Here is a 12,273-nt window from a genome sequence, read left to right on the forward strand (position 1 = left end):
CCCCGTACACCTCCGGCTCCGGAGAGGTGCGGGCTCGTGAAACTCACCGGCACCTGGATCGAGAAGGTCATCGGGTGGTCCCGTGTCGCAGCGACGCCAGCGGCCAGTGGCTGGGCGCCGGCGCCATCCAGCCCCGGCCTCAGCGGGCGTCCTCGCGCGCGGCGGGCGCGCCGTCGTCGTCCTGCTCCTCCGCCTGTTCCCCGCCCTGGAACTGGCTCCTGTACAGCCGGAAGTACGCGCCCCGGGCGGCCAGGAGCTCCTCGTGCGAACCCTGCTCCACGATGTCGCCGTCCTCCATCACGAGGATGACGTCCGCGTCCCGGATGGTGCTCAGGCGGTGGGCGATCACGAAGCTCGTCCGGTCCGAGCGCAGCGCCGCCATGGCCTCCTGTACGAGCACCTCGGTGCGGGTGTCCACGGAGGAGGTGGCCTCGTCCAGGATCAGGATGGACGGCCGGGCCAGGAACGCGCGGGCGATCGTGATGAGCTGCCGCTCGCCAGCGGACACGTTGGCTGCGTCCTGCTCGATCACGGTGTCGTAGCCGTCGGGCAGGGTGTGCACGAAGCGGTCCACGTAGGTGGCCTTCGCCGCTTCGACGACCTCCTCGTCCGTGGCGTCGAGCCGGCCGTAGCGGATGTTCTCCCTGATGGTCCCGCCGAACAGCACCGCGTCCTGGAGCACCATGCCGGTGGCGGCGCGCAGCTCGCCGCGGCTGACCGTGCGGGTGTCCACGCCGTCCAGCAGGATCCGCCCGCCGTCCACCTCGTAGAACCGCATGATCAGGTTGACCAGGGTGGTCTTGCCGGCACCGGTCGGCCCGACGATCGCGACCGTCTGCCCCGGCTCCGCCACGAAGTTCAGGTCCGTGATGAGCGGCTTCTCCGGCGTGTAGGAGAAGCGCACATGCTCGAACTCCACGCGACCGCGCAGCGGGCGCGGGAGGTGGGCGACGCCGTCGGGCCCGGGGGCGGCGGAGGGCGCCGTTTCCCGGACGACAGTGCTCTCGGAGGGCGCCGTTTCCCGAACGAAAGTGCGGGCGGGGGTGCCGGCGGGGGTGCCGTCGGGGGTCTCCTCCGGCTCGTCGAGGAGCTCGAAGATGCGCTCGGCCGACGCCACGCCGGAGATCAGCATGTTGGACATGCCGGCGATCTGCCCGAGCGGCTGGTTGAACTCGCGCGAGTACTGGATGAACGCGGTGACGGCGCCGAGGGTCATCTGCCCGTTGGCCACGCGCAGGCCGCCGACCACCGCGATGCCCACGTAGCCCAGCCAGTTCACCCACTGCATGATCGGCATGATCATCCCCGAGTAGAACTGCGCCGTGAACGCGGCCTCGTACAGCTCCTCGTTGCGCTCGTCGAAGCGCGCGGCCATGTCCCGCTGACGGCCGAACACGGTCACCAGCTCATGCCCCGTGAACGACTCCTCGATGTGCCCGTTGAGCCGGCCCGTCTCCCGCCACTGCGCGGAGAAGAGCGCCTGGGACTTCTTGCCGATCACGCCCACCACCACACCGGCCACCGGCAGGGCGACCAGGGCGATGAGCGCGAGCTGCCAGGACAGCCAGAACATCATGCCGACGATGCCGATCACGGTCAGCACCGAGTACACGAGCGAGGCGAACGCCTGCTGGAGGGCCTGCTGGACGTTGTCCACGTCGTTGGTGGCGCGGGAGAGCAGGTCGCCGCGCTGCCCGCGGTCGAAGTAACTCAGCGGCAGCCGGTTGATCTTGGCCTCGATCTCCTCGCGCAGGCGGAAGACGATGCGCATGACGATGTCATTGAGCACGCGGCCCTGCAGCCACATGAAGGTCTGCGCCACCAGGTACATGCCCAGGACGATGAGGATCAGCCGGCCCAGCTCGGTGAAGTCGATCCCCTCGCCCGGCGTGAACGCCATGCCGGAGAGCATCTCTGCGGCCTGGTCCTCGCCCTGGGCGCGCAGCCCGTCGATGACCTGCTCGCGGCTCAGCCCGCCGGGCATCTGCGCGGAGACCACGCCGCCGAAGATCACGTCCATCGCCCGGCCCAGGACGTGCGGGGCCCACACGTTGAGCACGACGGCGACCAGCACCATCAGCGCGACCACCACCAGGCCCAGCTTCTCCGTGCGGAACAGGCTCATGAGCCGCTTCGCGGACGGCCAGAACGCCTTGGCCTTGCGGGCCGGCCCGCCGCCCCAGTCGTCGGTGGCGCCCTGCTCCTGGATCTCGAGGATCTCCTCGTCCGTCAGGTGCTCGCTCATGCCACGTCCTCCGCGGTCAGCTGGGAGTCCACGATCTCCCGGTAGGTCTGGTTGTCCGCCAGCAGCTCGGCGTGGGTGCCGCGGCCGACCACGCGGCCCTCGTCCAGCACGATGATCTGGTCGGCGTCGGTGATGGTGGCCACCCGCTGGGCGACGACGATCCGAGTCACCCCGGCCGCCGCGCGGTCGAGCGCCGCCCGCAGCCGCGCGTCGGTGGTGACGTCCAGCGCGGAGAACGAGTCGTCGAACACGAGGATCCGCGGCTCGGCCACGAGGGCACGCGCGATGGACAGGCGCTGGCGCTGGCCACCGGAGACGTCCGTGCCGCCCTGGGAGAGGCGCGAGTCCAGACCGGAGGCCGCCGTCTCTGCCTTGCCGGTGGTGCGGGCGCGCACGAAGTCGGCGGCCTGGGCCGTCTCGAGGGCCGCCCAGATGCGCTCGTCCGAGGCGTCCGGGGCCCCGAACTGCATGTTTTCCCGCACGGTGCCCGAGAACAGGTACGGCTTCTGCGGCACGAGGGCCACGGCCTCGGTCAGCTCGGCCCGGGCCAGGTCGGTCACCGGCACACCGTCCACGAGCACCTCGCCGGACGTCGCGTCGTACAGCCGCGGCAGCAGGCTGATCAGCGTGGACTTGCCGGAGCCGGTCGAGCCGATGATCGCCGTCGTGGTGCCGGGGGCGACGGCGAAGCTGACGTCGTCGAGCACCGGCGCCTCGGCGCCGGGGTACTGGAAGGTGACGTGGCGCAGCTCCACGGCGCCGTCGCGACGCGCGGGGGTCACCGGGCGGACCGGCTCAGCGAGCGTGGGGACGGTGTCCAGGACCTCGCCGATGCGGCGGGCGGAGATCACGGCGCGCGGGAGCATCATCATCATGAAGGTGCCCATCATCACCGCCATGAGGATCTGCAGCAGGTACTGCATGAACGCGGTGAGCGCGCCGACCTGCACGAGCCCCGCGTCCACGCGCTCGCCGCCGAACCACAGGACGGCGGCGGTGGCGAGGTGGAGGATCATCGTGATGACCGGGCCGAGCAGCACGAACAGCCGGCCGATCCGCACGGACGTCTCCGTCAGGGCGGCGTTGGCGTCCGTGAACCGGCGTGTCTCGTGGCGCTCGCGCACGAACGCGCGGACCACGCGGATGCCCTGGATCTGCTCGCGCATCACGCCGTTGACGTCGTCGATGTTGTCCTGCATCCGCTGGAACAGCGGCATGAGACGGGCGACGATCCACGCCACGATCACCAGCAGCACCGGCACGGAGACCCACACGAGCCAGGACAGGCCCGGGTCCTCGCGGATGGCCATGATGATGCCGCCGACCGCCATGATCGGCACGGCCACCATGAAGTTCAGGGCCATGAGGGTGAGCATCTGGACCTGGTTGACGTCGTTGGTGCCGCGCGTGATGAGGGTCGCGGCGCCGAAGCGGCCGAGCTCCTCCGCGGAGAACGCGTCCACGCGGGTGTAGACGGCGCGGCGCAGGTCCCGGCCGACGCCCATCGAGGCCTTCGCCCCGAACCACACGGCGGCGATCGCGGCGACCACCTGCACCAGCGCGACGCCGAGCATCACGAGGCCGATGTCCCAGATGCGGGCGGTGTCACCGCGGGCTACGCCCTCGTCGATGATGCGGGCGTTGAGGCTGGGCAGGTACAGCATGGCCAGCGTGCTGATCAGCTGCAGCACGACGACGGCCGCGACGGCGCCGCGATAGCGCCGGCCGTGACGGCGGAGCAGGGTCCAGAGCATGGGGCTCCCAGGGAGTCGGGATGGGCGCGCGGCCGCGTGGGGCCGCAGTGAGGTGGGCCGACGTGGGCCGGGTTCATTGTGCCCCAGCCGCGGGCGAGGAGGTCGGGCAGCAGCCGTCGTCGTCGGACGCCGCGGGCGCACCCCGGACAGCCGGCTGCCGAACCACCCGCTGGCGGACCCGCACGAGGACTGAGCGACGCCAGACGGGGGGCGTGAGCCAGACGTTTCCGCTGCTGAGGGTCCCTCAGAACAGCACGAACATCTGGCTCACGCCCCCGGAACGCCTGGCTCAGCGCCCGAAGAGCCTCGCGAAGAACCCTGCGGCCCCGGCACGGCCCGCGCGGGCTGCGTCGCGCTCGGCATCAGAGTGACGGCCATCGCACCACTGCGCCGCGGGGACGACGGCCTTGACGGACTCGACGTGCCGGCCGCATCCGGCCCAGGTGGCCCTGCGGCAGACGCGGCAGCGCGCAGGACGGCACATGAGGGATCCTTTCGGCGAGGGGGCTTCGGGGTGGCCGGTCAGGCCAGGGTCATGAAGAGCTTCTCGAGCTCGGCGACGGTGAGCTTCTCCTCGTCCTCCGCCTTCTCGGGGTCGGCGAGGCAATACTGCATGGCCGCAGAGACGATCGCGAAGCCGGCGCGATCCAGCGCGGTGGAGACGGCGGAGAGCTGCGTGACCACGTCCTTGCAGCGACCCTCGCCCTCGACCTCGCGGATCACGGCGTCCAGCTGGCCGCGGGCCCGCTTGAGGCGGTTGAGGATCTTGCGCTGGGTCTCGGCGTCGGCGGTGCGCACGGCGACCTCCTTTGTCACGGTGGCGGGGAGGGGAATCATATCCCCAGGGGTATCCGGCGACGTCGCCGGAGGTCACACGAGGAGACCGATGAGTTCCCGGACGAGGATCACCAGGCCCATGGCCAGCACGAACCAGCCGAAGCCCTTCTTCAGCGCCTTCTCCGGGACCCGCTTCACGAGCGGAACGCCGATCAGCCCGCCGACCACGGCCACACCGGTGACCCACAGCAGCAGGTCCCACGGCAGCGTCACGCTGGTCAGGTAGCCGCCGAGGCCCGCGAAGGACTTCATGGCGATCACCAGCAGGGACGTGCCCACCGCGGCGGACATCGGCAGGCCGCCGAGCAGCACGAGCGCGGGGACCACGAGGAACCCGCCGCCGGCGCCGATGATGCCCGTGACGAAGCCGACGACGACGCCCTCCAGCAGGATCTTCCCGAGCGGGTGGCGGCGGGGCTCGACGTCAGCCGAGGCCTCCACTGAGGGGGCGGCCGCCGGCTGCGTCTTCTTGGGCCGGATCATGGCCCACGCCGTGAAGAGCATCATCACCGCGAAGGCGATCAGCAGCAGGGTCCCCGGCAGGAAGCCGCCGACGACGCCGCCCAGGAGGGCACCCACCATCGAGGCCGCGCCGAAGATCAGGCCGGTGCGCCACCGGACGGTGCCGTGCCGCGAGTGCAGCAGCACTGAGACCAGCGAGGTCACACCCACCACGAACAGGGAGCCCGCGATGGCCTGCTTCGGCTCGAGGCCGGCCACGTACGTCAGCAGGGGCACCATCAGGATCGACCCGCCGCCACCCATGAGGCCGAGCAGCAGGCCGACCACGAGGGCCAGGGCGAGGACGATCCACATCACGGGTCAGCTCCGCTTCCCCGCGCCGGTGGGGATGCGGCCGATCACGTCGCCCGCGGAGCGCTCCTGCGCGGGGCGGTTCCACGGCATCTTGGCCAGCACGGACGCCATGGCGCACGTGTTGGACACGGCGGAGAAGGACAGGCCCGCGCCGATCGCGGCGGGGATGAGGCCGAACCGCTTCGAGCCGACCTGGGAGGCCACGGCCCCGACCAGCGCGATGGACCCGGCGGTCATGCGGACCTGACGGTCCATGGACCAGCGGTTGCCGCTGCGGACGACCTCGCCGCCGGCCTCGGCGTAGGCGGAGATGCCGCCCTGCAGGACGCGCGCGGAGGTGAAGCCGGCCTGGGCCAGACGGTCCTGGGCGGTGCCGGCCCGGCTGCCGGACTGGCAGACGAGCACCGCGGTGCCGTCCAGGCGGGCGGCGACCTCGTCCGCGTGCTCCTGGAGCAGGTCCAGCGGCACGTTGTAGGAGCCGGCGATGTGCTCGGTCTCGAACTCGCCGGGGGTGCGCACGTCCAGCACGACGGCGTCGGGGCGGGCGGCCAGCTCGGCCTTCAGGTCGCGCGGGGCGACGGGGGACAGGGTGACGCTCATGGGAGGGGCTCCTCGGGGTTGGTCTGGGGGTGTGTCAGGACTGCTGCCAGGCGGCGTAGCTGCCCTCGAGCTCGATCACGTCGAACCCGGCGCGGCGCAGCGCCTGGGCGGCCACGATGTTGCGCAGGCCGGACTGGCAGAAGGTCACCAGGGTCTTGTCCTTCGGCAGCTCCTCCTGGTGGAAGAGCACCTTGCCGGCGTTCAGCTGCCGGGCGTCCGCCACGGTGCCGTGGGAGAACTCGGTCTTGTTGCGCACGTCCACCAGCACGGTGTCCTGCTCCGCGCCGACCTCGCCGGCCTCGATGCGGGACCGCAGCTCGTCGGCCTGCACGGTGGGCACCGGCTCCAACGTGAGGCCGTCCACGGAGGTGGTGAACGCGGCGGCGGCGTCGACGCCCACGCGGATCATGTGGTCGCGCATCGTGTGCGCGTCCTCGCGGTCCTCGGCGAGCAGGACGAGGGCGGCGTCGTCGCTCTCCGGGTCGTAGGCCCAGCCGGCGTGCGTGGCGACCTTGCCGCGGGACGGAAAGGCCAGCGCGCCCGGCACGGTGCCGGCGAGGATCTCGTCCACACCGCGGGTGTCCGCGAACACGGCGCCCTCGGCGAGCGTCGCCTGCACGCCCCCGGCGTCCAGCTCCTCGAGCTCGGGCAGCTCGCCCAGGATGGCTGGCCCCTGCTTGTTCTGGCGCTTCATGCGGGCGAAGTAGGCGTGGGCGTCGGGCTGGCCGTCGAGCAGCTCGTCGATGAAGCCCTGCTCGTCGTCGTTCTTCAGGTAGTCGGACCACCACGCGTACTTGCGCTCGTAGCCGACCGTGGTGGAGGGCAGCGCGCCGAGTGCCTTGCCGCAGGCGGAGCCGGCGCCGTGGGCCGGGAACACCTGCACGTGGTCCGGGAGGGTCAGGAACTTCGCCTTGAGGGAGGCGAAGAGCTGCTGGGCGCCCTCAAAGCGGGTGTCGACGCCGCCGGCGGCCTCGTCCAGCAGGTCCGGGCGGCCGAGGTCGCCGGAGAACACGAAGTCGCCGGTGAGCATGTAGCCCGGGGCGTCCGCGAAGGCGCCGTCGGTGACGAGGAAGGACAGGTGCTCGGGGGTGTGGCCCGGGGTGTGCACGGCCTCGACGGTGATGTTGCCGAGCGTCACCGTGTCGCCGTCCTTGAGGAGGTTGCCCTCGAAGCCGTAGGCCCAGTCCTCGCCGCCCTCGCCGGACAGGTGGATCTGGGCGCCGGTGGCGTGGGCCAGCTCGCGGGTGCCGGAGAGGTAGTCCGCGTGGATGTGGGTCTCGGTCACGTGGGTGATGGTCATGCCGTTCTTGGCGGCCAGGTCCAGGTACACCTGGATGTCGCGGCGGGGGTCCACCACCATCGCCTCGTTCTTCGCCTGGCAGCCGATCACGTAGCTGGCCTGGGCGAGGTCCTCGTCGTAGATGCGCTCGAGCAGCATGGTTCTCCTCCGGGTCGGGGGGTCTCGATGTCCATCCGATACCCCCTGGGGTATGTCGAGAACGAGCGTAAGGTATACCCCCAGGGGTATGCAAGAGAGAGGGTGAGCCCGGGCGGCGACGGGGAGGGACGGCACGATCAGGAGACGTCGGCAGGGGGCGTGAGCCAGATGATTTCGCTGCGGATCGGGCGTCAGAACTACAGAAACGTCTGGCTCACGCGGCAGGGGGCGTGAGCCAGATGATTCCGCTGCGAATCGAGCGTCAGAACGACAGAAACGTCTGGCTCGCGCGGCGGGGAGCGTGAGCCAGATGATTCCGCTGCGGATCGGGCGTCAGAACCGCAGAAACGTCTGGCTCAGCGCCCGGGCCCCTCAGAGCAGGGGACGCAGCGGGACCAGGAGGACCTCGACCACGCGGGCGAGGCGGTGACGGTCCTTCCAGCGCGGGGTGTCGATCCGGACGGCCCGCTGGGCGTCGAGAGCGAAGATCTCCTCCATCCGGGCGGCGAAGTCGCGGTCCACGACCACCACGTTGGACTCGTAGTTGAAGCCCAGGGAGAGGCGGTCGACGTTGGCCGAGCCCACGGTGGACCAGATGCCGTCCACGGTGGCGGTCTTCGCGTGGATCATGCTGGCCCTGTACAGCAGGATCGTGATGCCGGCCTCGAGCATCTTCCCGAAGAAGCCGCGCGAGGCCCAGTCCGCCACGATGTGGTTGGAGTCCTCCGGCACCATCACCTGCACGTCCACCCCCCGCCGGGCCGCGTGCAGCAGCGCCTCGAGGACCTGCTGGTCCGGGATGAAGTACGGCGTGTTGATGAGGATGCGGTGCTGCGCCCGCTGGATGGCGTCGAGGTAGCTCAGCCGGATCGGGTAGACCAGCAGCGGCGGTTGGTTCGCGGCCACGGTGATGCGCGGGTCCCACGTGTCCGGGGGGCGCCAGGACATCTGCTCGCCCGCGCGGTGGTGGGCGTTCCACTTGATGGAGATCGACTGGCCCAGCGCCCACACCGCCGGGCCGCGCTCACGCACGTGGGTGTCCCGCCACAGGCGGGCGTAGTCGTCGCCGATGTTGAAGCCGCCGGCGAAGCCGACCTCGTCGTCCACCACCATGATCTTCGAGTGGTTGAACCCGCTGTGCCGGACCACGCCTCGCCAGATCGGGCGGGCGAAGGCCGGCAGCCGGAACACGTGGATGCGCGGGTCCAGCTGACGGTAGAAGCGGGGCGGGACCACGAGGTTCCCGAACCCGTCGTAGGAGACGTAGACCTCCACGCCGCGCGCGGCCGCCCGGTTGAAGGCGTCCATGAACCGCTGGCCCGTGGGGTCGTCCTTCCAGATGAAGGTCTCGAACTTGATGATCCGCTGCGCTCCGTCGATCGCGGCGATCATCTCCTTGTAGAGGTCCTCACCCGAGGTGAAGATGCGCAGCTCGGAGCCCTCCACGTGGGCGTCAAACACGCCGGGGTTCGGCGCGGGTCGGCGCACTCGGCCGCCGCGCTTGACCATGTCCACGCCGGTGAGCCCGGCGGCGACCGTCAGCGGCAGTCCCACGAGACCGACGCCCGCGGCCACGGCCGCTCCCCGGAGGAGACGACGGACCGGCAGGCGGGACAGGGACGGCAGGGACGGTCGACGCATTCGCTCAGTCTACTCAGGGCCCCGTCAGCGCGGATCGGTCGAGCGGCGCATCTCGGTCCAGGCCGCGCTCACCTCGGAGCGCATGCGCACGAGTTCGATCGCCGTCTCCTGCAGCCTCCGGGCGCTCTCGCTCTCGGGGATGTACTGCCGCACCCGCTGGGCCTGGTCCTCCGCGGAGACGTCCACCATGACGGCGATCGAGTGTGCCACCAGGCGGGACTCCGCCCCGGTGCGTCGGCTCGCGTAGACGCGCAGCGCCACATGCATGGACCGCTCCGTGGTGTTCACCAGGAGGGCCTCCACGCGCACGAGGTCGCCCACGTGGATGTTCCGCACGAAGCGCACACCGCCGCCGAACACCGCGACCACGGATTCATGTCCGGTCCAGCGGGCGGCGCAGACGGCGGCCGCCTCGTCCACCCAGCGCAGGATCGCGCCCGCATTGATGGTGCCGCCCACGGTGGCCTCCGCGTTGGGGGCCAGGAACGCGAGGGTGCTCATCTCCTCGGGGGCCTCCCCGGGCGCGGGGAACGGCAGTCGGGCCATGCCACGCTCGACGGCGCGGCGGGCCACGGTGGAGCGGCGGGCCTGTTCGTCGCGCTCGATCTGGCCGGGGGTCGAGGGCTCCCAGACCGGCACGGTCACGCGCACCCCGTCCTCCTCCGCGGCGTAGACCACGAGGGACGAGGTGGCGACCACGGGGTCGCCGTCGTCGTCGCGGATCTCCGGCAGCAGCAGGCGGGTCTGGACGTGCACCTCGGCGCCGTCCGTGTGGACCACGCGCGCCTGCACCACGGCACGGCGGTCCACCGGCACGGGGTGGCGGAACTGGGTGTGCCCCATGTAGCGGGCACGCACGAACGTCCCGGCCCAGCTCGCCGCGACGGCGTAGCCGGCCTTCTCGATCCAGGAGATGACGGTGCCGGCGTCCACCAGGCCGGTGGGATGGTCGAAGCTGTCCGCCCGGAATTCAAGGGCGAGGGCTCCGGGTGGTCTCATGCCGTCGAACGTATCACCCGAGTCCGGGCCCTGTGCGGCCGGTCACGCCCCGTCCAGGAGTCTGCGGGGAACCTCTCGGCCGCGCCCCAAGCGGGTCCGTGCACGGGGGACAATGGACCCATGACCGCCTTCGACCGTCTCCCCCTGCCCGCGGAGCCCCAGACCCCGCACGACCGCCTGCGCCGCCGCACCGAGGCCGCCGTCGCCGAGCGCGGGGAGGCCGCCGTCGCCGGGCTGGCGGTGCGCCTGATGACCGGCGCGGCCACTCCCGATGACGTCACCTCGGGCGCCGCCCGCGCCCTCACCGGCGACGACGGCGACCTCAGCCCCGCCGCGACCGGCGCCCTGGCCCTGATGCACGCGTGGCACCGCAGCGCGCTGCCCGCCCTGACCGGGGCGCTCACCGCCCCCGAGGCGGACGTCCGCTCGGCGGCCCACCTCGTGCTCGCCTCCCGCGCCGGCTCGCTGCGCCGCGACGCCGCCGTCGACCGCACCCTCGTGGACGCGGTGCGGGCCGGCTGTGCCGACCCGGACCCGGAGGTCCGCGCGTCGGCCGCGTCCGCACTGGGTGCCCTCGCCCGCCCCGAGGACCTCGAGTCCGCCCTGCCCGTGCTCACCGGCATGGTGATGGACGTGGACGCGGACCTGGCCGCGGCCGCCGAGCTGGCCCTCGAGCAGCTCGCGATCCGCCTGGACCGGCCCGGCCTGCGGGTCAGCCTCGAGGGCTGAGGCGACGCCCGTGCAGTGCCCCCACTTCGACGTCGGCGAGTGCCGTTCCTGCCCACTGATGGGCGTGCCGTACGCCCGGCAGCTCGCGGACAAGCAGGCCGCGGTCCTGGCCGCGCTGGCGGACGCGCTCGATGCGGACACGGTCGTGGCTGAGCCGTTCGCCTCCGCGGAGGCGGGGTTCCGGAACAAGGCGAAGCTCGTGGTGACGGGGTCGGCGGCGGCGCCGCGGCTGGGCATCCTGGACCCGCGGCAGCACCCCCGCCATCACGACGGCGCCGGCGTGGACCTGCGCGACTGCGGCCTGTACGAGGCCGGCATGGAGGGCGTGTTCGAGGCGTGCGCGGCGGCGGTGACGGCGGCCGGGCTGGAGCCCTACGACGTCGCCGCCCGCACGGGCGAGCTGAAGAACGTGATCGTGACGCTCTCCCCCGACCGGGAGGCGATGGTCCGGTTCGTGCTGCGCTCCGCCGACCGGCTGGACGCGCTGCGCGCGGCGGTGCCGGGGCTGCTGGACGACCTCGCGGCGCGCGGGACACCCGCCGCCGTGGTGAGCGCGAACCTGCTGCCGGAGCACGTGGCCCTGCCCGAGGGCGACGAGGAGATCGTGCTCGCCGGCGGGCCGACGCTCACCATGCGGCTCAACAGGGTGGGCCTGCGGCTGCGCCCGCAGGGGTTCTTCCAGACGAACACCGCGGTGACCGAGGGGCTGTACGCGACGGCGGCGGCGTGGGTCGCCGAGGCCGGCCTGCCGGCGTCGGCGTGGGACCTGTACTGCGGGGTGGGCGGGTTCGCGTTCCACCTGGCCCGGGCCGGCGTGCGCGACGTGTGGGGCATGGAGTCCTCCGCCGAGGCGGTGGCCGCGGCCCGGGAGACGGCCGCGGAGCTCGGCCTGGCCGACCGGGCGCGCTTCTCCGCCGGCGACGCCACCTCCGCGCTTTCGTTCGAGAAACGGCGGGCTCCGGAGGCGCTTTCGTTCAAGAAACGGCGGCCCCGCCCGGACGCCGTCGTCGTGAATCCGCCCCGGCGGGGCATCGGCGCCGAGCTGGCGGACGCGCTGGAGGACTCGGGTGTGCCCACCGTCCTGTACTCCAGCTGCAACCCGGCGACGCTCGCGCAGGACCTGGCCCGGATGCCGAGCTATCGGGTGGCGCGGGTGCAGGTGTTCGACATGTTCCCCCAGACCCGGCACGCGGAGGTGCTCACGCTGCTGACCC

At 72.0% G+C, this 12,273-nt stretch carries 10 protein-coding genes; 2 read left to right on the forward strand and 8 right to left on the reverse strand.

Features of this window, described 5'->3' with window-relative positions; translation table 11 throughout:
- Nucleotides 1–139: 139 nt before the first annotated feature.
- From ACTSKS_RS10575 to ACTSKS_RS10610, 8 genes are all read right to left on the reverse strand, one after another.
- On the reverse strand, nucleotides 140–2,245 hold the full coding sequence (locus ACTSKS_RS10575) for an ABC transporter ATP-binding protein (RefSeq protein ID WP_439883903.1): 2,106 nt from the start codon (nucleotides 2,243–2,245) through the stop codon (nucleotides 140–142).
- Nucleotides 2,242–3,999 carry an ABC transporter ATP-binding protein gene (locus tag ACTSKS_RS10580; RefSeq protein WP_036384543.1) on the reverse strand — a complete coding sequence of 586 codons (1,758 nt, stop codon included), beginning with the start codon at nucleotides 3,997–3,999 and terminating at the stop codon, nucleotides 2,242–2,244. The genes ACTSKS_RS10575 and ACTSKS_RS10580 overlap by 4 nt, the downstream gene beginning before the upstream one ends.
- Before the next feature lie 522 nt (nucleotides 4,000–4,521).
- Nucleotides 4,522–4,797 carry a metal-sensitive transcriptional regulator gene (locus ACTSKS_RS10585; protein WP_036384544.1) on the reverse strand — a complete coding sequence of 92 codons (276 nt, stop codon included), beginning with the start codon at nucleotides 4,795–4,797 and terminating at the stop codon, nucleotides 4,522–4,524.
- Between the two features lie 72 nt (nucleotides 4,798–4,869).
- On the reverse strand, nucleotides 4,870–5,652 hold the full coding sequence (locus tag ACTSKS_RS10590) for a sulfite exporter TauE/SafE family protein (RefSeq protein WP_081339249.1): 783 nt from the start codon (nucleotides 5,650–5,652) through the stop codon (nucleotides 4,870–4,872).
- Nucleotides 5,653–5,658: 6 nt separating this feature from the next.
- Nucleotides 5,659–6,252 carry a rhodanese-like domain-containing protein gene (locus ACTSKS_RS10595; protein WP_052007121.1) on the reverse strand — a complete coding sequence of 198 codons (594 nt, stop codon included), beginning with the start codon at nucleotides 6,250–6,252 and terminating at the stop codon, nucleotides 5,659–5,661.
- A 34-nt stretch (nucleotides 6,253–6,286) separates the two neighbouring features.
- Complete coding sequence (locus ACTSKS_RS10600) at nucleotides 6,287–7,690, reverse strand: MBL fold metallo-hydrolase (RefSeq protein WP_036384546.1); 1,404 nt, start codon at nucleotides 7,688–7,690, stop codon at nucleotides 6,287–6,289.
- A 372-nt stretch (nucleotides 7,691–8,062) separates the two neighbouring features.
- On the reverse strand, nucleotides 8,063–9,331 hold the full coding sequence (locus tag ACTSKS_RS10605; RefSeq protein ID WP_036384548.1) for a phospholipase D-like domain-containing protein: 1,269 nt from the start codon (nucleotides 9,329–9,331) through the stop codon (nucleotides 8,063–8,065).
- A 24-nt stretch (nucleotides 9,332–9,355) separates the two neighbouring features.
- Nucleotides 9,356–10,330 (reverse strand): acyl-CoA thioesterase, encoded by a 975-nt coding sequence (locus tag ACTSKS_RS10610; protein WP_036384550.1) that lies wholly within the window; start codon nucleotides 10,328–10,330, stop codon nucleotides 9,356–9,358.
- A gap of 120 nt (nucleotides 10,331–10,450) precedes the next feature.
- Between ACTSKS_RS10610 and ACTSKS_RS10615 the strand changes: the two genes are divergently transcribed.
- Both ACTSKS_RS10615 and rlmC read left to right on the forward strand, forming a co-directional pair.
- Nucleotides 10,451–11,059: a HEAT repeat domain-containing protein gene (locus ACTSKS_RS10615; RefSeq protein WP_020628173.1), complete on the forward strand. Its 609-nt coding sequence runs from the start codon at nucleotides 10,451–10,453 to the stop codon at nucleotides 11,057–11,059.
- Between the two features lie 10 nt (nucleotides 11,060–11,069).
- Nucleotides 11,070–12,273: 23S rRNA (uracil(747)-C(5))-methyltransferase RlmC (gene rlmC / locus ACTSKS_RS10620; protein ID WP_442927546.1), on the forward strand; the 1,204-nt coding region annotated here is incomplete at its 3' end.

It is taken from the genome of Micrococcus sp. TCR-5 (assembly GCF_052220525.1).
Classification (GTDB): Bacteria; Actinomycetota; Actinomycetes; order Actinomycetales; family Micrococcaceae; genus Micrococcus; species Micrococcus luteus.

Excerpts from the sequence above, each read along its gene's own strand:
- ACTSKS_RS10615 (WP_020628173.1), top strand. The coding sequence starts at position 10,451 with ATGACCGCCTTCGACCGTCTCCCCCTGCCCGCGGAGCCCCAGACCCCG.
- ACTSKS_RS10590 (WP_081339249.1), bottom strand. The coding sequence starts at position 5,652 with ATGTGGATCGTCCTCGCCCTGGCCCTCGTGGTCGGCCTGCTGCTCGGC.
- ACTSKS_RS10600 (WP_036384546.1), bottom strand. The coding sequence starts at position 7,690 with ATGCTGCTCGAGCGCATCTACGACGAGGACCTCGCCCAGGCCAGCTAC.
- ACTSKS_RS10580 (WP_036384543.1), bottom strand. The coding sequence starts at position 3,999 with ATGCTCTGGACCCTGCTCCGCCGTCACGGCCGGCGCTATCGCGGCGCC.
- ACTSKS_RS10605 (WP_036384548.1), bottom strand. The coding sequence starts at position 9,331 with ATGCGTCGACCGTCCCTGCCGTCCCTGTCCCGCCTGCCGGTCCGTCGT.
- ACTSKS_RS10575 (WP_439883903.1), bottom strand. The coding sequence starts at position 2,245 with ATGAGCGAGCACCTGACGGACGAGGAGATCCTCGAGATCCAGGAGCAG.
- ACTSKS_RS10595 (WP_052007121.1), bottom strand. The coding sequence starts at position 6,252 with ATGAGCGTCACCCTGTCCCCCGTCGCCCCGCGCGACCTGAAGGCCGAG.
- ACTSKS_RS10610 (WP_036384550.1), bottom strand. The coding sequence starts at position 10,330 with ATGAGACCACCCGGAGCCCTCGCCCTTGAATTCCGGGCGGACAGCTTC.